Below are 21,449 nucleotides of genomic sequence, written 5' to 3' on the forward strand. Positions count from 1 at the left end.
TTGTCGACCGAGAACTCCGACGACCTCGACCGGCTGCGCCGGGCGGCCCAGACGATCCGCACCCTGCGCGCGTCCGTCGCCGAACTGAAGGCCGCCGCGACCCGGCCCGTCGCCGTCGTGGGGATGGCCTGCCGCTTCCCGGGCGCGGCCGACGTCGAGCAGTTCTGGGAGCTGGTACGGCACGGCCGCAGCGCGATCGGGGGGGTGCCCGGCGGGCGCTGGGACACCCCGCCGGTGGACGCGCAGGGCCGGCCGTGGCGGGCCCGCGGCGGTTTCCTGCCGGACCTGGACGGGTTCGACCACCACTTCTTCAACGTCTCACCCCGTGAGGCCCGGCAGATGGATCCCCAGCAGCGCCTGCTGTTGGAGGTCAGCTGGCACGCGCTGGAGTCGTCCGGCCGGGATCCGAGGACGCTGGCCGGCACCCGGACCGGGGTGTTCGTCGGGATCGCCGAGTCGGAGTACGCCCGGTTGGCCGAGCGGCAGGGCGCCGGCAGCGCGGCGATGTACGGCGTCACCGGCAACGCGTGCAGCGTGGCGGGCGGACGGATCTCGTACCACCTGGGGTTGCGCGGCCCCAACCTCTCCGTCGACACCGCTTGTTCGTCGTCGCTGAGCGCGGTGCACCTGGCGGTGTCCAGCCTGCGCTCCGGCGAGTCCGACCTCGCGGTGGTCGGTGGCGTCAACGCGCTCGTGCTGCCGGACACGTTCACCGCCTTCATGGACGGCGGCGCGCTGGCCCCGGACGGGGTGTGCAAGGCGTTCGACGCCGCCGCCGACGGCTACGGCCGGGGTGAGGGCTGCGGTGTGCTGGTCCTGCGCCGGTTGGACGAGGCGCTCGCCGACGGCGAGGAGATCCTGGCGGTGATCCGGGGCAGCGCGGTGGAGCAGGACGGCCGGACCAACGGCCTGACCGCGCCCAGCGGGCTCGCCCAGCAGTCGGTGATCCGTTCCGCGCTGGCGAACGCGGGCGCGACCCCGGACGAGATCGCCTACGTCGAGACGCACGGCACCGGCACCGCGCTGGGGGATCCGGTGGAGGCGGACGCGCTCACCGCCGTCTTCGGCGAGCGCTCGCGGCCGTTGCCGGTCGGCGCGCTCAAGGCCACCATCGGTCACCTGGAGGCGGCCGCGGGCATCGCCGGGTTGATCAAGACGATCCTGGTGCTCCGGCACGGGGAGATCCCGCCCGCCACGCACCTGCGCCGGCTCAACCCGCACGTCGACTGGGAGTCCACGCCGGTCACCGTGCCCACCGGGCCGACCGGCCTGGTCGGCGAGCTGGCCGGGGTGAGTTCCTTCGGGTTCAGCGGCACCAACGCCCACGTGGTGGTGGGCCGGGCACCGCAGCGCACGACGCCGGTGACCCCGGGCGGCGGGCACCGGGTGCTGACCCTGTCCGCGCGTACCCCGGAGGCGTTGCACGTGCTCGCGGGCGCGGTGGTGCCGGTGCTGGCCGCCGCGCGGACCCCGGAGGCCTTCGCCGACGTCTGCGCCGCCTCCGCCGCGTACGCCGGTGACCAGCACCGGCTGGCGCTCGCCGCGACCGGTGGCGCCGCTGCCGCCGAGCAGCTCGGCGGGCACCTCGACGGCCGCAGGGGCCGGGTCCGACAGCGGGAGGCGAAGCGCCGCCCGGTGGTCGCGTTCCTGTTCGGCGGGCAGGGGTCGCAGTACCCGGGGATGGGTCGCGGGCTGTACGCCGACGACCCGGTGTTCCGGGACACCATCGAGACCTGCGACCGGTGGTTGGCCGAGCACGCCGGCTGGGAGGTCCGGCTGGTCGACCTGCTCTACGCCGCCGAGCCGGACGCCCGGCTGGACGAGACCCGCTACGCGCAGCCCGCCGTGTACGCGGTGGAGTGCGCGCTGGCCCGGGTGTGGCAGTCGCGGGGGGTCCGGCCGTCCGTGGTGCTGGGCCACTCCACCGGGGAGTTCGCCGCGGCGCACGTGGCCGGGGTGCTCGGGCTCACCGACGGGTTGGCCCTGGTGGCGCACCGGGCGCGGCTGATCGACTCCGCCACCGGGGGCCGGGGCCGTACCGCTGCCGTCTTCGCCCCCGCCGCCGAGGTCGAGGCGGCCATCGCCGGCATCGACGGGGTGACCGTGGCGGCCTGGAACGGCCCCCGGGAGACGCTCGTCGCCGGCCCCCGGGACGAGGTGGCCGCCGCCCTGGTCGCCTGCGGTGAGCGGGGCCTGCAGCACCGTCCGGTGACGGTGCCGCACGCGCCCCACTCGCCGATGGTCGACGCGGTCACCGACGAGTTCCGGGCCTTCGCCGCCGGCCTGACGTACGCGGATCCCACCGTGCCGCTGATCTCGAACGTGACCGGTGGCGTGGTGCACCGGATCGATGCCGACTACTGGTGCCGGCAGCTCCGCGAGCCGGTCAGGTTCACCGACAGCGTACGGTCGCTGGCCGCGCACGGCTGCGACGTGGCCCTGGACGTAAGCGCGGCACCGGTGCTGACCCTGCTCGGCCGGCAGAACTGGACCGGCACGCCCATCGTCTGGGCCTCGTCGCTGGTTCAGAACGTCGACGACGGCAAGCAGCTGGCCGCCGCCGCCGTGGAGCTGTACACCGTCGGCGTCGACCTCGACCGGCACGGCCTGCACGGACCAGGGAGGAGCCCGGTGAGCATGCCCGGATACCCGTTCCAGCACACCCGGCACTGGGTGGAGCCGGCACCGGTCCGCCCCCTGGCGGACGCCGCACCCGGTGCCCACCCGGTGCCGACCGCGACGCCGGAACCGACGACGGCCCCCGAGCTGGCGACGGCGACCGAGCTGGCGGTGGCCCCCGAGCCGGCGACGGCGACCGGGCCGGCGACGGTGGCCGCCGGACCGGAACCGGAGCCAGCGGTGGCGGTGGCCGCCGGACCGGAGCCGGTGGACGATCCGGCCCGGTTCGTCGCCGGGCAGCTCGCCGAGTACCTGGAGACCGAGCCGGATCTGCTGTCACCCACCGCCTCCTTCCTGGAGCTGGGGGCCGACTCACTGGTGATGGCCCGGCTGGTCCAGGACGTCAACGACCGGTACGGGGTACGGCTCAACGTGGGCCAGCTCTTCGAGGGGCTGGACAGCGTCGCCGCCCTGGCCGGTGACCTCCGGGCGCACGGCCGCCCGCCCACCCCGCCACCGCCCGTCGCACCGGCCGTTCCGGCGCTGCCCGCCGGACAGCCGGTGCCGGCACTGCCGGCCGGGCCGACGGCCCAGCCGGACGGGGACGGCGGGCTGCGCGAGCTGGTCCAGGCGCAGATCGCGCTGATGAACCGGCAGCTCGACCTGCTCGGCGCGGCACCCGTCCCGGGTCCACCGGCCACCAGCACGCCACCGGTCCCGGGTCCACCGGCCACCAGCACGCCACCGGTGCCGGGTTCGTCGGCCACCCGCCCGGCACCGGTGCCGGGCGACCGGACGCCGACCCGGGCGGGGGCGTCCGGGCCGCCGGTCGCCGACGGGGTGCCGACCGTGGCGAAGGCCGCGCTGACCGACCTCACCGACCGGCAACGCCACCACCTCGACGGGCTGCTCGACGCGTTCACCGCCCGGACCGCCGGATCGCTCGAACGGGCGCGGACGCACCGGGCGTACCGGGTGGACACCCGGATGCGGACGGTCCGCCCGGAGACCCGGCGGGCCTGCTACCCGATCGTCGCGGGCAGCGCCGCCGGCGCCCACCTGACCGACATCGACGGCAACGACTACGTCGACCTGGCGATGGGCTTCGGGGTGCTGCTCTGCGGGCACGACCCGGCCTTCGTCGCCGAGGCCGTCGCCGAGCAGGCCACCCGGGGGATCTCGGTGGGGCCGGTGGTCGACGGCACCGACCAGGTGGCCCGGTTGTTCTGCGAACTCACCGGCAAGGAGCGGGCCTTCTTCACGGTCAGCGGCACCGACGCGGTCCGGGGCGCGCTCCGGGTGGCCGCCGCGGCGACCGGCCGGTCCCGGTTCGTGATGTTCGCCGGGTCGTACCACGGTCAGGACGACCGGGTGCTGGCCCTGCCCGACGTGCACGGCGACCCGCTCGTCTCGGTGCCGATGGCCCCCGGCATCTCGCCGTCGGCCGCCGCGGACGCGCTGATCCTGCCCTACGACAGCGAACGGTCGCTGAGCATCATCGAGGAGCACGCGCACGAGCTGGGCGGCGTGCTCGTCGAGGCCGTGCAGAGCCGGAACCCGGGGGTACGCCCCGGCGCGTTCCTGCGCCGGCTGCGCGAGATCACCGCCCGGACCGGCGTCCCGCTGATCTTCGACGAGGTGATCACCGGGTTCCGGGTCAAGCTGGGCGGCGCGCAGGAGTGGTTCGGCGTGGAGGCCGACCTCGCCGCGTACGGCAAGTGCATCGGCGGCGGTCACCCGGTGGGCGTGGTCGCCGGCGCGGCCCGTTACCTGGACGCGGTGGACGGCGGCGGCTGGCAGGACGGCCCCGGCCAGGCGGTGCCGGAGACCACCTACATCGGCAGCACCTTCGAGAACCACCCGGCCACCGTGGCGGGAACGCTGGCGATGCTGCACCACCTCCGCGAGCAGGGTGGCGCCCTCCAGGACCGGTTGAACGCGGAGACCGACCACCTGGTCACCACGTTGAACACGATGTTCCGCCGGGAGGGTGCGCCGATCCGGGTGCTGCACTACGGCTCGCTGTTCCGGTTCACCTGGAAGGGCAACGCCAGCTACGCCTACCAGCCGCTGGCGATGGAGGTGTTCCACTTCCACCTGCTGCTGCGCGGCATCTACCTGTGGGAGGGCCGGACCTGCTTCCTGTCGACCGCGCACACCCGGGCGGACGTGGAGCGGGTGGTCACCGCCGCCACCGAGGCGGTCCTGGCCATGCGGGACGGGGGGTTCCTCACCGACGAGGTCCCGCCCCGGGTCGCCCCGGCCCAGGCGGCGTTGCTGGCCCGCTCCGCCGCCGCGCCGCAGGATCCCGACTGGACGGTGGCCGAGGACGTGGAGCTGTCCGGTCCGGTCGACGTGGCGGCGCTGCGGCGGGCGGTCGCCGGCGTCGTGGACCGGCACGAGGCGCTGCGGGTGGTGTTCCGCGACGGTCGGCCGGAGCGCGGTGCGCCACCGGAGCTGGAGGTCGTCGACCTCGACGGGACCGGGCTGTCCTACCAGCAGTGGTGGCAGCAGCGGCTCGCCGAGCCGTTCGACCTCGCCACCGGGCCGCTGACCCGGTTCTTCCTGGTCCGGTCGGGTGACCGGGAGCAGCACCTGGTGTTGTACGCCCACCACCTGGTCTCCGACGGCATCTCGATGACCGTGCTGCTCGACGAGTTGGCGGCCGGCTACGACGGCACCGGCCCGACCGAGCCGGCCCTGCAGTACACCGACCACCTGGCCCGGCTCGCGCTGCGGGACGTCGCGGGCGGGCGGGAGTACTGGCGGACCGCCCTCGCCGGGGTGCCCCCGTACACCGCGCCGGCCGGGCAGCGGGACGCGGGTGACCGGCATTTCGGGATCCTCGACGCCGAGCTGACCGCGGCGGTGCACAAGGCGGCCCGGGAGTTCGGCAGCACGCCGTTCCAGGTCCTGCTCACCGCGCACGGGCTGCTGGCACACCACCGGTTCGACACCGACGACCTGGTCATCGGGGTTCCGGTGGCCGGGCGCGACTACCCACGGGGCGTCTCGGTGGTCGGCTACTGCGCCGAGATGCTGCCGATCCGCAGCCGGCTGGACGCTGCCGGCACGGTCCAGGACTACCACCGCGCCCTGCGGCAGTCGATGCTCGCCGGTCTCGCCCACCAGGTGCCGCTCGCCGACGTGGCCGACCTGTTGGGCGGTGACGGGGCCTTCCCGCTGCGGACCGTCTTCAACCTCGACCACGCGGTGCCCGCGCCCCGGTTCGCGGGCCTGTCCGCGCGGTTCCGCCCGGTGCCGGCCCGGGCCGCCCTGGTCGACCTCCGGCTCGACCTGATCGAGTCGGACGACCACCTGCGGTTGACCGTCGACTACCGCACCAGCGTGCACGACGCCGGGCAGGTGGCCGACTGGGCGGACCGTTTCGTCGCGACGGTACGGGCCGTCGTGGCCGGTCCGCACACTTCGCTACGCGAGATCAAGGAGGTGACGTCATGAGGATTCCGACCGTGCACATCGGTGCGCTGGCCGCTCACGACCCGGCCGCCATCGCGGCGGTACGGCAGGCGACGAGGCAGATCGGCCTCTTCTACCTCGACCTGCGGCCCGGGATCGGCGCGGAGACCTTCGACGAGCTGTTCGTCGAGACGCGCCGGTTCTTCCACGCCGCCCCCGAGGTCAAGTCGGCGATCAGCGTCCGGCACTCCCCGCACTACCGGGGTTTCGTCGCGCCACGGGAGGAGTCGACGAACGGCACCGCGGACCTGAAGGAGTCCTGGGAGTTCGGCCGGGAGGCGACCCCGCCACCGGACGCCGAGCCGCAGGACTGGTTCGTCATGTACGGCGGCAACCAGTGGCCCGACCCGGCCCGGCTGCCCGGGTTCCGGCCGACCGTGGACCGCTACACGGAGTGGGTGTCGCAGGTCGGCCGGACCGTCGTCGAGGCGCTCGCCCGGTCGATGGGGCAGCACGACGTCCTCGGTAAGCCCGACTCGGCCTTCGGCGAGGACCTGCACTGGTTCTCCCGGCTCATCTACTACCGGGACAGCGACGAGTACCGGGGGGAGGACGTCCGCCTCGGCGAGCACACCGACAGCGGCATGCTCACCGTGAGCATCCAGGACTCCGACGGCCTGGAGGTGCGTACCCAGGATGGCGAGTGGCTGCTGGTGTCGCCGCCGCCGGGCGCCTGCGTCGTCTTCACCGGCGAGCTGATGGGGCTGTGGAGCGGGGGCTACTACCCGGCCTGCCGGCACCGGGTGCACGCCGACAACCTGCGCGGTGACCGGGTGTCGGTGATCTCCTTCTTCATCCCGGAGCTGGGCAGCGTGCTGCGTCCGATCGACCCGGCGGAGGCGGTCGCGGCGGAGGGCACCGACGCGGCGGTCGCGGTCGCGGCGGACAACCCGTGGTTGCGTCCCGGCGAGCGGGGCGACGCCGTCGAGCCGTTCGTGGTCGGCGAGCGGGAGTGGGCCCGGGTGCACGAGATCTTCCCCCGCGACGAGCAGGAGGTGACGAAGTGAGCAGGCAGCAGACGTTCCACGAGGTCCCGGTGATCGACGTGGGTGCCCTGGTGGTCCCGGATCCGGACCCGCAGGCCCTCGACGAGACGGTGCGCCGCATCGGCGACGCCTGCCGGGACGTCGGATTCCTGTACGTGCGCAACCACGGTCTGCCCGACGGGCTGTCCGAGCGGATGATGGCGCAGACCCGGGCCTTCTTCGACCTGCCGATCGAGGAGAAGATGAAGCTCCGGCTCGGTCAGACGAGCCAGTTCCGGGGCTACATCCCGATGCTCGCCGAGGTGACCGCCACCAAGCGGGACTACCACGAGTGCCTCGACCTCCAGCCGCTGTCCGGTCGGGACGCGGAGACCATCGCGGCGGCGAAGCTGGCCCGCCGGGGTCGGCACCCGCTCGACGATCCGGACCAGTGGCCGGCGGCGCTGCCGGAGTTCCGGCCGGTGATGATGGAGGCGTGGAGCGCGCTCACCCGGCTCGGCGAGCAGCTCGCCGCCGGAATGGCGCTCAGCCTGGGCCTCGACGCCGGGTTCTTCCAGAAGTACGCCGGCGACGAGCTGTGCGACCTGCGGCTGTCGCACTATCCACCGTTCCAGCCGGACCGCAGCCTCGACGACGTGGAGTTCGGCATGGGCGCCCACGTCGACTACGGGTTCCTCGCGATCGTCCAGCAGGACGGGGTGGACGGCCTGGAGGTCCGTAACCCGGACGGCGAGTGGGTCAACGCGCCGCACATCCCGGGCACGCTGCTGGTGAACATCGGCCTGATGATGCAGCGCTGGACGAACGACCGCTACACCGCCACCTGGCACCGGGTGCGGTTCCCGGGCGGGCGGCACCGGTACTCGATGCCGTTCTTCTTCGAGCCCGCCTTCGACGCGGTGATCGCCCCGGTGCCGGAGTGCTGCGGCGCGGACGACCCGCCACGCTACGAGCCGGTGCAGTTCGGCACCTGGGTCGTCGAGCAGTTCTCCACCGCGTACGACAACAAGGAAGACCAGGCGTGATGGGCGACTCGACAGCGGCGCGGCGGCGCGTCGGCGTGGTGGGGGCGGGCGCGATCGGCACGAGCGTCGGGGCCGATTTCCTGTTGCACGGCTTCGAGGTCGTCTTCGTGGACCGCGACGAGCAGATCCTGGCCGCGGCGGCGGCGAAGGTGGCCGAGGGGGTCCGGTTCGCGCCGCTGCTGCGGCCGGGCCTGCGCCGGTTGTCCCGCGCCGAGCTGGCCGAGCGCACCCGGTACGTCGTCGACCTCGGTGAGCTGGCCGGCTGCGAGTTCGTGGTGGAGAACGTCACCGAGGACTGGGCGGTCAAGCGGGACCTGTACGCCCGGCTCGACGCGGCGCTGCCACCGCAGGTGGGCATCGGGGTGAACACGTCGAGCATCTCGATCCAGCGGCTGGCGGCCGAGACGACCCGGCCGGAGTGGATCGTCGGTATCCACTTCATGAACCCCGCCTACGCCACCGAGGCGGTCGAGGTGATGCGGGGCGCGAACACGTCGGACGACTGCCTGGCGTACGTCGAGGAGCTGGTGCGTTCCCTCGGCAAGCAGGCGATCGTGGTGGGCGACTTCCCGGGGTTCGTCAGCAACCGCATCTCGCACGTCTTCTTCAACGAGGCGGCCCGGCTGGTGCAGGAGGAGGGCGTCGAGCCGACGGTCGTGGACCAGGTGTTCAAGCGTTGTTTCGGGCACACCATGGGTCCGTTGGAGACCGCCGACCTGATCGGTCTGGACACCGTCGTGCTCACCCTGCGGCACCTGCGGGAGAGCACCCACGAGGACCGGTACGAGCCCTGCGGGCTGCTGGAACAGAAGGTCGCCGACGGCGAGGTGGGCCGCAAGGCGGGCCGGGGCTTCTACCGCTACTGATTCCCCGCCGGCCGGGCGCGGTGGGTCAACCGCGCTCGGCCAGCAGGAAGAACTCGTCCTCGGTGGCCTGGTCGTCGACGATGCGCAGCCCGTGGTCGGCACAGAACCGCTGGACCACCCGGCGTTCCCGCGCCTCGATGTTCTGCCGCTTGGCCATCGCCACCCGTGAGCCGCTGATCAGGAGCCGGTCCGCGGGGGCCGCGGCGAGCACCGGGGCGAGCTGCGGTTCCTGCCGGAGCACGACCGGCACCACCTTGAGCAGCCAGGCCACGTCGCAGGTCGCCGGCAGCCCCCGCCGGTGCAGCGCGGCCCAGCCGTCGGCCACGTTCCACTGTGCCGGCCGGACGAGCCCCGCCGGCACCCTCGCCGCGTACGCCTCGACGGCGGCCACCGCGCTGGCGTCCTTGTCGGGCGCCCAGTACTGGGTGATGCCCCGCTGCCGGAGCCAGTCCGCGCCGAGCAGGGTGGGCAGCACGCCCGCGCCGACGTCGACGACGACCCGACTGTCGGGCGGGTTGGTCGTTTCGAGCACCCGGAGGAACTCGTCGCGGTGGCCGAGCCGCTCCGCCGTGCTGACGTGGGCGGCGGCGATCGCGGTCGCGGCCTCGTCGACCTGCCGGGCCGGGGCGTCCGCGGGCAGCTCGACCAGGGTCCGGAGCGCGGTGTCGAAGGCGGCCGGCTCGGACCGGTAGGTCCGCAACCGGTGGTAGATCGTCTTCTTGGTGAGGGTGGCGGCGTCCTTGTAGACCCGGGTGCGCTGCGCCTCCTTCGCCGAGCCGGCGGAGTCGACCACAGCCAGCAGTTTCGGGTTGCGACGCCACTCGTCGAGGATCACCTCGACCGCCCGCTGCTCGTCGATCCGGTAGCGCCGGACCACGTCGGCGGCGAGGTCGGCGGCGAGGTCCGCCAGGATCCGGCTGCCCTGCTCAGACAAGGTCGATCTCCCGCCACGAGCTGTGCAGGGCGCTGGTGGGGAACCACTCGTCGTGCAGTTTGAGCACGTCGTCGAGGTATCCGGGCAGGGTGCCGCTGGCGAGGTGCGTCCGGATCGTCTGGATCGTGACCAGGATCGTCCACAGGTTGTGCACGATGAGCTGCTCGGTGTCGGGCATGACCCGGGGCGGCTCGCCCTGGCAGACCGGGCAGGCGCAGACGAACTCGCCGGCCGCGAGCTTGTCCAGGTCCTGGAGCGCGCCGTACGGGGTCATGTACCACCCGGTCTGGGCGTAGTGCCCGTACGAGGCGGAGTCGAAGACGTTCACGCCGCAGGCGACCAGGAAGGGCAGCTCCACCGGGTCACCGGCGCCGTAGACGTGCATCGGGACGTCCGGGCCGATGATCTCCCGCGCCTCGGCCGAGGTCCGGCCGACGAACCGCAGGTCGTGGTTGCGGTTGAAGAAGGGCACCAGCGAGCCGAGGGCGAGGTACCGCACGCCCAGGTCCCGCAGGAACTCGACGCTGCGCTTGCGGAGGTCGGCGTAGCGTCCCCCCTGCTGGACCCCGACCAGGATGCCGCGTTCGACGAGGCCCATCGCCTTGACGATGCGCTTCTCGGTCGAGACGAGCTTCGCCTCGGCGACGGCCTTCTTGTCGCCGGGCGGGGTGATGAGGTCCAGCGGGGAGACGATGTCGCTGCCGATCCGGTCCTGGAACCGGACGATGTCGGCGTTGTTGAGGTAGAGCTGCCGGGTCAGGCCCTGGAACGCCCCGGAGTCGGTGGTGACCAGCCCGTCGAAGCCCAGGTAGTCGTGCAGTCCGGGGCCTTCGACGAGCTGTTGCCGCAGTTCGCGCTGCTTGTAGAGGAAGTACGAGTTGACGATGCAACCCTCGATCTCCGGTCCCTGCGACCACGCCGACCGCAGGGCCTGCATCCGGTGTGGCTGGTAGACCGGGAGGAAGATCGGCAACTCGAACTTCCGCCCGTTGTTGATCACAAGCTCACGCGAGAACATCAGGTCACCTTCGTCGGCCTCACACCTTGGCGACCAGAAAGCTACCAGCAGCCAGATAGTCGATCTGGGTCTTCTCGAACGTGGCGATGGCGTCCGCGGGCGTGCAGATGATGGGCTCCTGGTCGTTGAACGACGTGTTGAGCACCATCGGCACCCCGGTGATCTTCTTGAACTCGGAGATCATCCGGTGGTACCGGGGGTTGGTGTCCGCGCTCACCGCCTGGAGCCGGCAGGTGTCGTCGACGTGCAGCACCGCCCCCATCAGCGGCTTCTTGTCCTCCTTGGCCCGGTAGGTCACCAGCATCATGTCGGCCGCCAGGGTGTCCCCCGGCACCTCCATCCAGTCGGCGACGTCCTCCGCGAGCACGCTCGGCGCGAGCGGCCGGAAGTACTCGCGGTGCTTCACCTTCTGGTTGAGGATCTCGCGCATCGCGCGGTCCCGCGGGTCGGCCACGATGCTGCGACAGCCCAACGCCCGCGGTCCCAGCTCCATCCGGCCCTGGAAGTAGCCGACCACCCGGCCCTCGGCGACGAGCCGCGCCACCGTGGCGTCGATGTCGTCCGGGACCGTGTAGGACAGCTCGCGCCGGTCCAGCTCCGCCCGGATCTCCTCGTCCGAGAACTCCGGTCCCCAGTACGCGTGCGTCATCGGCGCCGTCCGGGGCCGGTCGAGTTCGCCGTTCCACACGTACAGCGCCGAGCCCACCGCCAGCCCGGCGTCGTTCGCCGCCGGCTGCACGTAGACGCTCTCGAACCCGGACTCGGCGAGCAGCAGGGTGTTCGTCACGCAGTTGAGCGCCACCCCGCCGGCCAGGCAGAGGTTCGCCGAACCGGTGCGTCGCCGCAGGTGGTCGGCGAGGTGCAGCATGATCTCGTTGGTCTTGGCCTGGAGCGCCGCCGCGATGTGCTCGTGCACCGGCTCGATGTCGTCGCCCGGCCGCCGTGGCGGGATCCCGAACAGCTCGACCAGCCGGTCGTGGTAGGCGCTCGGCGGGTAGTACATGATCTCGGCGAAGCGCAGCGCATCGGCGTCCATGTCGAACCCGCCGTCCGGCGTCGGCCAGGCCAGCCGGTCGAAGGCCGCCCGGAACACGGCGGGGTCGCCGTACGCGGCCAGCCCCATCACCTTCGCGGCGTCGTACACCCCGAAGCCGAGCAGCACCGAGATGGTCTCCCACAGGTAGCCCAGCGAGGCGGGGTACCGCACGTCGAGCAGCGACTCCAGGGACCGGTCCCGCCCGTGGTACAGCCGGGTCGACCAGGCGTCGTCGCCCAACGCGTCCACCACCAGGACGGCCGCGTCCCGGTACGGCGAGGCGAGGAACGTCGAGGCGGCGTGCGCGGTGTGGTGCGGCACCCAGCGGAAGTCGCCCCGGAACCCGTGCTCGGCCAGCACCTCCGGGATCTTCGGCACGTTCGCCAGGAACCGTGCCCGGTCCCCGGCGTCGTTCCACGCCGAGGGCAGCCCCTGCTCGTGGACCCGCCGCATCTCGTCCAGGTCGGCCGCGCAGGTCGCCATGTCGACGTCGGCCAGGGTGATGCCGGCGTGACCGAGGACGTAGCCGATGGCCTGCATCGGCAGCTCGTGCGGATTGTCCGAGCGGGCCTGCTTGCCGTGCTTGACCCGGTTGAACCGCTCTTCCTCGGCGGTGGCCAGCAGCACGCCGTCCTTCAGCAGCGCCGCGGACGACTCGTGGTAGACGCTGTTGACACCGAGTAGGTACACGGTCTCACCCCTTCAGGTTCGGGAAGTAGTCCTCGGCCCCGCCGGTGCGCCGCACGTCCCAGGTCGCGCAGTGCAGCGAGCCGCCGTACTCGTAGACCTTGCGGAACGGCACCTTGACCACCTCGAAGCCGCGTTCCTCCAGCAGGTCGTGCATGGGCTTCTCCTGCTCCTCGCACACCACCACGTCCGGCGCGATGCTCAGCACGTTCATCGACAGCCACTTCGACGACTGGCAGTACAGCGGCATCTCGTGGTTGTCGGTGCTCGGGGTGGGGGCGTCCAGCAGCTCCCAGCCGTTGTCCAGGAACAGCCGCTCCTCGCCCTCGCGCAGCGGGCGGTCCGGGTTGGTCAGGATCAGGCCGGGTCGCAGCGGCACGAAGGTGCAGTCGATGTGCGACGGGAAGAAGTCCAGCGGGAAGTGGACGGTGTGCACCCGCAGACCCTTGGGCTCCAGGTGCCGGCGGAGCCAGTTGATGCCCTGCCGGTTCGTCGTCATCGACTCCTGGACGATCACGTCCCGGCCGAACCGGCTCATGTCCGCGGCGTCGAAGACGACCTCGTCCTGGGTGACGCAGAACTCGAAGTTGTGCATCTCGGCGTGCCGCTTCTCCAGCGGCCAGTCCCAGAACTCCTGCCGGTACATGTCGTCGGCCATCGACGGCTTCGGCGCGGCCGTCCACACCATCTTCGGGTCGTTGTTCCAGTAGTGGTAGATCAGCGGCCGGTACGGCAGGTACTCGAAGAACCGCGCCCGGCGGGACATGGTGGCCTCGATGATCTCGTTGCCGATGGTGATCAGCACGTCCCGGGGGCAGACCCCGCAGTACTGGTTCGACACCTCGAAGGTCGGCGCCTTCACGGAGGTCGTGTAGTCGAACGCCTCGGGGCGGCGGACCGTGACGCCGTACCCCTTGAGCACCTCGGCCAGGTGGTCCAGCTCCTCGTTCGCGCCCTTGACCATGTCGTCGGGCTTCGGACCGGTGGGGAAGGGACCACCCGAACCGTCCCGCAGCTGGGGGCGGGAACCGGGCTCCACGGGCTCGAAGGCAGCCCCGTCGGCGCGGCCGACGATGATCTCCTCCAGCGGATCCCACTCGTTCCAGGCGTTCACCAGCGGGGGAACTGCTGTGGTCATGACTGTCACCTTCCGTTGTCCGAGGGCCCCAGGGCTTCCGATCGGCGCTGGGCGGCCCGCCAGGACGTCAGTGTCAGCTGGCTGATCTGTGTCTCCTGAATCTGCGAGGTGCCCTCGATGACGCACTGGATCTTGGCGTCCCGGAGGTGCCGCTCGACGCTGCTCTGCGCCGAGCACCCGTAGGCACCGTGCACCTGCACCGCGTCGGAGGCCACCGCGAAGGCGTTCTCCGACGCGACGTACTTGGCGATCAGCGTCCGGCGCACCGCGTCCCGGTCCCCCGAACCCCGCGCCCGGGTCGCCGCCTCGCACTGCATCCGCGCGGCGTCGACCGCGCACACCATCCGGGTGACCATCCGGGCGACGAGCTGGTGGTCTCCGATGGGTGCCCCGAACTGCTGGCGCGTGACCGCCCGGTCGAGGGCCGCGTCGAGGCAGGCCGCCGCCAGGCCGACGCTGCCCCAGGCGGTGCTGAACCGGCCGTGGTCCAACGCGGCGGTCGCCACCGCGTCGAAGGCCAACGGCCCCTGGGCGACGACGTTCTCGGCCGGGACCGCACAGTCGTCGAAGCGGACCGCCGCGAGGTGGGAGGCGCGCAGGCCGAGCAGGTCGACCTGCGGCGTGACGTGCACCCCGGGGGTGTCACGTTCCACCACGATCGCCGCCACGTGCCCGTCCAGCCGGGCGAAGACCAGGAAGACACCGGCCCGGGCGGCGAAGCTGATCCACGACTTCTCCCCGTTGAGCACCACGGCTCCGCCCCGCCGTTCGGCGACCGTGGCCGCCGCGCGGGCGTCGCTGCCGGAGTGCGGCTCGGTGAGCGCGAACGACCCGTACACGTCACCAGCGGCCAGCCGCGGCACCCAGCGGTCCCGCACCGGCGGTTTCGCCCACCGGTGCAGGGCGTGCGCCACCATGCCCTGCACGCCGATCAGGTTGCGGACGGAGCCGCACGCGCGACCCGCCTGCTCGTTGAACCGTCCGAGCCGGTCGGCGTCGAAGCCCCGGCCGCCGGCCTGCTCCGGCAGCGACGGCACCAGCAGGCCCTGGGCGCCGAGCAGCCCGGCGACCTTCTCGTCCATCTCCTGCGCCCGGTCCCACGCCCCGGCGTTCGGCGTCACCACCCGGTCCAGCAGCTCCCGGCTCTGCCGCAGCACGTCGGCCTGCGGCCCGTCCACCTCGACACTCACTGCGCCACCCCCACCCGGACCGCCTCCGGCCAGTTCCGCGGCTCGAACCCGTGCTGCGTCACGAACGCGTACGCCAGGCGTTCCAGGCCGAAGCCGACGCAGCCGGTGTGCCCGGGGCCGCCCGCGCCGGCCCGGGTGATGTCGAACACCTCGCCGAAGTGGCTGCCGTGCAGGTTGAACGAGCCCACCGCGATGCTGCGCCCGTCGGCGACGTCGGCCACCAGCTCGTACTTGAGCTCCATCAGCCGCTGCGAGAGCACGCTGTCCTTGGAGGCGTCGCCGAAGAAGTGGTCGTTGGCGACCTCGCAGCGGGCGGCGAGCCCCAACTGGTCGACCAGCGAGAACGCCGCCTCCAGGAACCGCCGCCGGGACTCGACGACATACTCCTCGGCGCCGAGGAACACCGTCTCCCGGATGGTGAAGTCCCAGAGCCGGTCCAGCCCCGACTCGTAGCGGGACTCGAACCGGAAACTCTTGCCGCGCGAGGTCACCACCCGCTGGTCCACCGAGGTGCCGGCGAGCTGGTTGAAGGTGTGGTAGCACATGGTCGGCGGGAGGCAGTACCGGTCGTCCCGGCACAGGCTGAAGATCTCCGGCGTGATGCGCCGCCCGGCCTCGCGGTAGCGGCGCAGGAACGTCTCGTAGTTGTCCGCGTCGTTGTGCAGCCGCGAGACGAACATGACGAAGTGCGGGAACGACTCGAAGTAGTGCTGCCGTTCGAGCACCTCCAGCGGGAGCAGCGTCGGATAGCGGTACTCGGTGCTGTCCGGCATGGCCAGCGCGATGGCCCGCACCTGCCGGTCCAGGTGGTCGACCAGCCTGATCATCAGGTCACCGAAGGTCACCGTGCCGGGACCGGGCGCGTGGACGAGACCGGCGCGCACCATCTCCGGCAGCGGATCCGGCCACCGTTCGCCGCGTCGCGCGGAGGTCCACAGCACCTTGGGCCGCCAGCTGCGCTGGACCCGCACCTCGCGCTCCACCACCCGGTTGATCTTGTCGGTGAGGTCCGCGACGGTGTCCGTCGGATCCGGGACGAGGGTCAGCTCCAGCGCCTCGACCCCCTCGTCGCCGCGCACGAACGCGAAGTCCCGGACGTCCGGGCTGATGAAGTGGATCCGCTTGCCCAACTCGGCTTCGAGCCGGACCGGCAGCGGCCGGGACAGCGCGACACGGACGGTCGGGTCCGTCAGGGCGGGTGGTGTCACGGTCACGGCCCGGTCAGCCGGAGTACGAGGGCGTCGATGTCCTTCACCGACCGGAAGTTCTCGAACACCAGGTCCTCACCGTCGATCTGCAGGTCGAAGGTCTCTTCGAGGAACGCCACGAGCTGGACGACGAACATCGAGTTCACCAGCCCCAGGGCGAAGATGTCGTCCTCGTCGGCCACCGGCTCGGCGATGTGCTCGGCCAGGAACTGGCGAATCTGGGCTGTGCGATCCACGCATCTCTCCCGATGTGGAATCCGGCGGCAACCCGCAGACACACCTGCGGGTTCGCCTCTGACAGTTCGTACCCGTGCGTACCCGGAGGGCGGCTTCACCGTCGACGGTCGTGCGGCTCAGCCCCGACCCGGGTGTCGTCGCAGCGCTGCGAGGACCACGTCGGCACCGCTGCCCGCCGCGTCCGGCTCCCGCCGCAGCGACCGGTGCGCGGCGAGCACGGCCAGGAAGATCGACTGTACGGAGTCCCCGCTGGTGGCGCATCCCCAGCCGGTACGGTCACCGACCGCGACCTCGGCGTAACACGCCTGCACGGTCCGGCCCGCCACCTCGGCGACCTGCTGCGCGGTCCGCCGGACCAGGACCGCCGCACCGGTGGCCCGCGCGATCAGCTCGACGGCGGCGGTCGCCGGATCGGTGGGTGACACCCGGGTGGTGACCGGGACGCCACCGAGCCGCAGCCGCGCCTGGTAGGCCCCGTCGTCGCCCGCGACCCACTCCTCGACCCGGTCGTCCGCCTCGTCGAGGAGGTACAGCTCCCGGAAGGCCGTCCACAGCACCGGCGGCGGGATCTCCCCGTGCGCCTCGGCCACCACCTGCACCGCCGCGGCGAAGTCCCGCTGGAGTTCGGGTGGGGGGAACAGCCCGCTGACCGAGCGGAGCACGTGCGCGATCCCGGACTTGCCCGACTGGCTGTTGACCCGGATCAGCCGGTCGTACGGCCGGCCCAGGTCGGCCGGGTCGACCGGGACGTACGGCACCTGCCACGGCTTGACCTGCCCCGGCTCGGCCGGCGTCAACTGGGCGTCGAGGCCCTTGCGGATCGCGTCCTGGTGGGTGCCGGAGAACGCGGTGAAGACGAGGTCGCCGCCGTACGGATGCCGGGGGTGCACCGGAATGCCGGTGCACTCCTCGACTACCTGCCGCGCGTGGTCCAGCTCCGAGAAGTCGATCATCGGATCGACCCCCCGGGAGAAGAGGTTGAGCGCCAGGGTGACCAGGCAGACGTTGCCGGTCCGCTCGCCGTTGCCGAAGAGGCAGCCCTCCACCCGCTGCGCCCCGGCCAGGAGGCCCAGCTCGGCGGCGGCGACGCCGGTGCCCCGGTCGTTGTGCGGGTGCAGGGAGAGGATCACCCCGTCCCGCCGGTCGAGCGCACGGTGCACGTACTCGATCCGGTCGGCGAAGTGGTGCGGCCCGGTGACCTCCACCGTCGCGGGCAGGTTCAGCACGACCGGCCGCTCCGGCGACGCCTCCCAGATGCCGGTCACCAGGTTGCACACCTCGACCGCGAAGTCGACCTCGGTGGAGGTGAACGCCTCGGGCGAGAACTGGAACCGGTACCGGCCCTGCGACTGCTTCTCCACCTGCCGTGCCGAAGCGGCGACCAGTTCGAGCAGCTCCTCGCGGTCGCGGCGCAGCACGATCTCCCGCCACAGCGGCGCGGTCGCCACACAGAGGTGCACGACCGCCGACCGGACGCCCTCCAGCGAGTCGATCGTCCGCTCGATGGCGTCCTCCCGGGCGGGCGTGAACACCACGATCGTGACGTCGTCCGGGATGAGGTCCCGCTCCGCCAGCACCCGGACGAACCGGAAGTCGAGTTCACTCGCGGCGGGGTAGCCGACCTCGATCTCCTTGTAGCCCATCCGGACCATCAGCTCGAACATCCGGAGCTTGCGCTCCGGCGTCATCGGCTCGACCAGGGCCTGGTTGCCGTCGCGCAGGTCGACCGGCACCCACAGCGGCGCCTCGGTGATCTCGCGGTCCGGCCAGGACCGCCCGACCCCCAGCCGCACCCCGGGGTCGCCTCCGGGCCGGTACTTCTGGTGGGGCATGCCGCTGGGCCGCTGGCGCTGCCAGAATGGCCGCCCGGCCACGGCCCCCCCGGTGTTCCCCGCGTCACCGGTGCCCATCGTCCGCTCCCATCGTCGAGGCCTGCTCAGCAATGCTCGGACAGCGGAAGAAGTCGGCGAGTGACAGCGGATAGCCGGCGGCGGAGAGCTGGCCGACGATCCGCAACGCGGCCAGCGAGTCACCGCCCAGCTCGAAGAAATCCGCCTCCGGCGGCAGGTTGGCCAGCCCGAGGACGCTCTCCCAGGCCTGCGTGACCGCGGCGAGCGCCGCCGTCGACGGCCCCACCGGCACCGCCGCCGGGGCCTCGTCCTCGATCCGCCGGGGCCGGGTCGCCACCCCGGGGCGGTCGGGCGTGGCGTCGGCCTGGTGGGCGAGCTGTGCCAGGAAGGCCGCGACCATCCCCCGCACCTCCGCCGCGTCGACGCAGCCCCGGCCGAACTGGGCGAACACGTTCACCTCGTCGCCGCTGAGCGGATCGGCGAAGACACTCAACGGGTACGGGCACGAGTCGAGTCGCGGCTGCAGCCGGGTGGCCCGGTCGCCGATGCCCAGCCGCAGCGGCAGCTCCAGGCTGAAGGTGCTGTTCACGATGTCGAACGCGAGCGGCGACGCGCTGCGTCCGGCGCGGGCGATCACGCTGAACGGCGCGTGGTGCTCGTCGGTCAGCGCCAGCTCGGTCTCGACCGCCGCCAGGACGTCGGCGAAGTCCAGGTCCCGCAGCGGCACGGTCACCGGCAACGTGTTGACGTACATGCCGACCGACGAGGCGTCGCTGCTGGACCGCCCGTGCGCGGGTACGCCGACGGTCAGCGCGTCCTGACCGGCCCACCGGCCGGCAGCGATCATCCAGGCCGTCAGCATGAGCCGGAACGGCGTGGTGTGCGCGCGGGCCGCCGCCTCCCGGAGCCGCTCGCCCAGCCGGCCGGTGCTGCGGACCTCGACGGCGCTGCCGTCGGCCAGCTCCGGGTCGAACTCGCGGCGCAGCCGGAGCGGCCGGTACGTGTCGCGCCGGCCCTCCCAGAACGCGACGACCCCGGGCGGGGTGTCGACGCCCGGCGGCTGCTCGTCGACCCGCGCCGGTCGGGCGGGCAGCGCCCGGCCGTGGTAACTCTCGGTGATCTTCTCCAGGAGGCCCTGGATCGACACGCCGTCGGCGACCGTGTGGTGCAGGACGAGTTGCAGCACGGCGGTGTCCGTCTGCGCCACCGGGATCAGCGCCACCCGCATCAGCGGCCCGGTGAGCAGGTCGAACGGCTCGTTGTACTGCTCGTCCGCGGTCCGCACCGCTGCCGCCAGGCTGGCCACCGGGTCGAAGACCTGCACCAGGTCGCCGCCGGCGTGGCGGGCCTTCGCCTCGGCGACCAGTTCCAGCGCGCCGTCCCGGCCCTCCCGGAACGACGCGACGACGGAGGGGTGCGCCCGCACCACGGACCCGACAGCCGTCCGCAGCCGCGCCTCGTCGAGGGCGCCCTCGACCACGAAGGCGGCCGTGACGTTGTAGCGGGGTGACCTCGGCGCGACGTGCCAGAGGAACCACAGGCTGCGTTGTTCCTGGTTGACGGGGAAGACGTAGGCGTGGTCGTCGGTGTCGGTGTCGCCGTCGACCGCCTCGTCCACCGTCGCCACCGCGTCCCGCAGGGCCGCCTCGTGCTCGGCGCGCAGCGCCCGCATGTCCGTCTTGCCGTTGTGGGTCAGCGGCATCCGGTCGCGGAACAGCACCGACGCGGGAACCGCGGCCCGCGGCAGCCGTGCCGCCAGCCAGTCCTTGATCTCCCGGGCCGTGATCCCGGTGGCGGTCACCACGGTGGACGCGACCCGCAGGTTGCCCGACCTGGGATGGGTGACCGTCAGCGCCACGGCGCGGTCCACCGCGGGGTGGGCGGTGAGCGCGGCCTCGATCTCGCCGATCTCGAGCCGGACGCCGCCCACCTTGATCTGGCCGTCGGTGCGACCGTGGAACTGGAGGGTGCCGTCCGGGTTCTCGGTGACCTGGTCACCGGTGCAGTAGTACCGCCGGGTGACGCCGTCCGGCCCGACGAGCTGCCGGAACTTCTCGGCGGTCAGCTCGTCGTCGTTCAGGTAACCCCGGGTCACCTGCGGCCCACCGATGCACAACTGGCCACGGGTGCCCGCCGGCACCGGCCGCAGCTCGTCGTCGACCACGGCGATGGACAGCCCGGGCAGCCCGACCCCGATGTCGGGGTAGGTGTCGGCGTTCGTGTCGTCGGCGGGCCGCACCACGCCACCGGTCGAGATCACCGTGCACTCGGTCGGCCCGTATAGGTTGACCAGGGGGAACGGCAGGGTGGCCGGGGGCCGCTTGCGGAGCCGGTCCCCGCCCGCGTACAGCTCGCGCAGGCTGGTCGGCTGGTCGGTCCAGTCCAGGGCGACGAGTTCCTCGGCCAGCTGCGGGGACACGAAGGAGTGCGTCACGTCGTGCCGGGCCCACGCCGCGCGCAGCGCCTGCGGGTCGAGGCGGAGTTCGTCGTCGACCACGTGCAGCGAGGCGTCCGCCGCGAACGCCACGAAGTGCTCCCAGATGGAGACGTCGAACCCGGGCGAGACGGTCACCGAGATCCGGGCGCCGTCGCCGAAGTCGTGGTCGTCGAGGCTCCAGCGCAGCAGGTGTTCGAGGTTCGCCGCGGTGCAGACGACCCCCTTCGGCACGCCGGTGGTGCCGGACGTGAAGATCATGTAGAGGGCGCGGTCGTCCGGGGCGGGGATGTCCAGCGCGGACCGGGCGGCCTCGACGTCCGCCGCGGTCACGCCCGACCAGGCGTCCGGCGCGAGGACGGCGCAGTCGACGGCGAAGGCGTCCGCCACGGTCGGCGCGGCGATCGCGAACGCCGGCCGCAACTGGCGCAGGATGTCCCGTCGGCGCAGCTCGGGAAGGGTCGGATCGATCGGCGCGATGACACCGCCGGCCATCGCGACCGCCAGATAGGCGACCACCAGGTCGGCCGACCGGGGCAGGCAGACGGCCACCGGCGACTCGGCGGACGGATCCAGCCCCCGCGCGAGCAACGTGCCGGCCAGTGCCCTCGCCCGTCGTCGGGCCTCGACCATGTCGAGGCGGACCGCGCCACTGACGACATCGGCCTTCGTTTCCGGACGGCCCCACACGGCGCCGTCCACGAGAGGCGTTCCCCCGTACCTCAAAGTGGAGACTCCTCC

At 72.5% G+C, this 21,449-nt stretch carries 13 protein-coding genes; 4 read left to right on the plus strand and 9 right to left on the minus strand.

Annotation, left to right across the window (positions count from 1 at the left end):
• Genes O7625_RS06840 through O7625_RS06855 form a run of 4 tightly spaced genes read left to right on the plus strand, consistent with a single transcriptional unit; the run spans position 1 to position 8,976 of the window.
• Entirely contained in the window at positions 1–6,081 is a 6,081-nt protein-coding gene (locus O7625_RS06840; RefSeq protein ID WP_282345106.1) for a type I polyketide synthase, read from the plus strand.
• Complete coding sequence (locus O7625_RS06845) at positions 6,078–7,106, plus strand: 2-oxoglutarate and iron-dependent oxygenase domain-containing protein (protein WP_067301052.1); 1,029 nt, start codon at positions 6,078–6,080, stop codon at positions 7,104–7,106. The genes O7625_RS06840 and O7625_RS06845 overlap by 4 nt, the downstream gene beginning before the upstream one ends.
• Entirely contained in the window at positions 7,103–8,110 is a 1,008-nt protein-coding gene (locus O7625_RS06850) for a 2-oxoglutarate and iron-dependent oxygenase domain-containing protein (protein WP_282345108.1), read from the plus strand. The genes O7625_RS06845 and O7625_RS06850 overlap by 4 nt, the downstream gene beginning before the upstream one ends.
• Positions 8,110–8,976, plus strand: coding sequence for a 3-hydroxyacyl-CoA dehydrogenase family protein (locus O7625_RS06855; RefSeq protein ID WP_282345109.1), 867 nt, complete (start codon positions 8,110–8,112; stop codon positions 8,974–8,976). The genes O7625_RS06850 and O7625_RS06855 overlap by 1 nt, the downstream gene beginning before the upstream one ends.
• Positions 8,977–9,001: 25 nt before the next feature.
• Here O7625_RS06855 and O7625_RS06860 read toward each other — a convergent pair whose 3' ends face one another.
• From O7625_RS06860 to O7625_RS06900, 9 genes are all read right to left on the minus strand, one after another.
• Positions 9,002–9,910: a hypothetical protein gene (locus tag O7625_RS06860; RefSeq protein ID WP_282345110.1), complete on the minus strand. Its 909-nt coding sequence runs from the start codon at positions 9,908–9,910 to the stop codon at positions 9,002–9,004.
• Positions 9,903–10,928 carry a tRNA-guanine transglycosylase gene (locus tag O7625_RS06865; protein ID WP_282345111.1) on the minus strand — a complete coding sequence of 342 codons (1,026 nt, stop codon included), beginning with the start codon at positions 10,926–10,928 and terminating at the stop codon, positions 9,903–9,905. The genes O7625_RS06860 and O7625_RS06865 overlap by 8 nt, the downstream gene beginning before the upstream one ends.
• Before the next feature lie 19 nt (positions 10,929–10,947).
• Positions 10,948–12,654 (minus strand): carbamoyltransferase C-terminal domain-containing protein, encoded by a 1,707-nt coding sequence (locus O7625_RS06870; RefSeq protein WP_282345112.1) that lies wholly within the window; start codon positions 12,652–12,654, stop codon positions 10,948–10,950.
• Positions 12,655–12,658: 4 nt separating this feature from the next.
• The gene (locus O7625_RS06875) at positions 12,659–13,789 is read right to left on the minus strand and encodes an arginine deiminase family protein (RefSeq protein WP_282269404.1); all 1,131 of its coding nucleotides are present in this window, start codon (positions 13,787–13,789) and stop codon (positions 12,659–12,661) included.
• Between the two features lie 5 nt (positions 13,790–13,794).
• Positions 13,795–14,979, minus strand: coding sequence for an acyl-CoA dehydrogenase family protein (locus tag O7625_RS06880; RefSeq protein ID WP_282345113.1), 1,185 nt, complete (start codon positions 14,977–14,979; stop codon positions 13,795–13,797).
• The gene (locus O7625_RS06885) at positions 14,976–16,193 is read right to left on the minus strand and encodes a hypothetical protein (RefSeq protein ID WP_282345114.1); all 1,218 of its coding nucleotides are present in this window, start codon (positions 16,191–16,193) and stop codon (positions 14,976–14,978) included. Before O7625_RS06885 ends, O7625_RS06880 begins: the two co-directional genes overlap by 4 nt.
• Entirely contained in the window at positions 16,190–16,423 is a 234-nt protein-coding gene (locus tag O7625_RS06890; protein WP_282269410.1) for a phosphopantetheine-binding protein, read from the minus strand. Before O7625_RS06890 ends, O7625_RS06885 begins: the two co-directional genes overlap by 4 nt.
• A 117-nt stretch (positions 16,424–16,540) precedes the next feature.
• Positions 16,541–18,334 (minus strand): 2-isopropylmalate synthase, encoded by a 1,794-nt coding sequence (locus tag O7625_RS06895; protein WP_282345115.1) that lies wholly within the window; start codon positions 18,332–18,334, stop codon positions 16,541–16,543.
• A complete protein-coding gene (locus tag O7625_RS06900) occupies positions 18,321–21,410 on the minus strand; it encodes a non-ribosomal peptide synthetase (protein WP_282345116.1) in 3,090 nt (1,029 codons plus the stop codon). The genes O7625_RS06895 and O7625_RS06900 overlap by 14 nt, the downstream gene beginning before the upstream one ends.
• Positions 21,411–21,449: the final 39 nt, after the last annotated feature.

This window comes from Micromonospora sp. WMMD714 (assembly GCF_029581315.1).
Lineage (GTDB): Bacteria > Actinomycetota > Actinomycetes > Mycobacteriales > Micromonosporaceae > Micromonospora > Micromonospora rifamycinica.

Excerpts from the sequence above, each read along its gene's own strand:
- O7625_RS06845 (WP_067301052.1), top strand. The coding sequence starts at position 6,078 with ATGAGGATTCCGACCGTGCACATCGGTGCGCTGGCCGCTCACGACCCG.
- O7625_RS06855 (WP_282345109.1), top strand. The coding sequence starts at position 8,110 with ATGGGCGACTCGACAGCGGCGCGGCGGCGCGTCGGCGTGGTGGGGGCG.
- O7625_RS06865 (WP_282345111.1), bottom strand. The coding sequence starts at position 10,928 with ATGTTCTCGCGTGAGCTTGTGATCAACAACGGGCGGAAGTTCGAGTTG.
- O7625_RS06875 (WP_282269404.1), bottom strand. The coding sequence starts at position 13,789 with ATGACCACAGCAGTTCCCCCGCTGGTGAACGCCTGGAACGAGTGGGAT.
- O7625_RS06895 (WP_282345115.1), bottom strand. The coding sequence starts at position 18,334 with ATGGGCACCGGTGACGCGGGGAACACCGGGGGGGCCGTGGCCGGGCGG.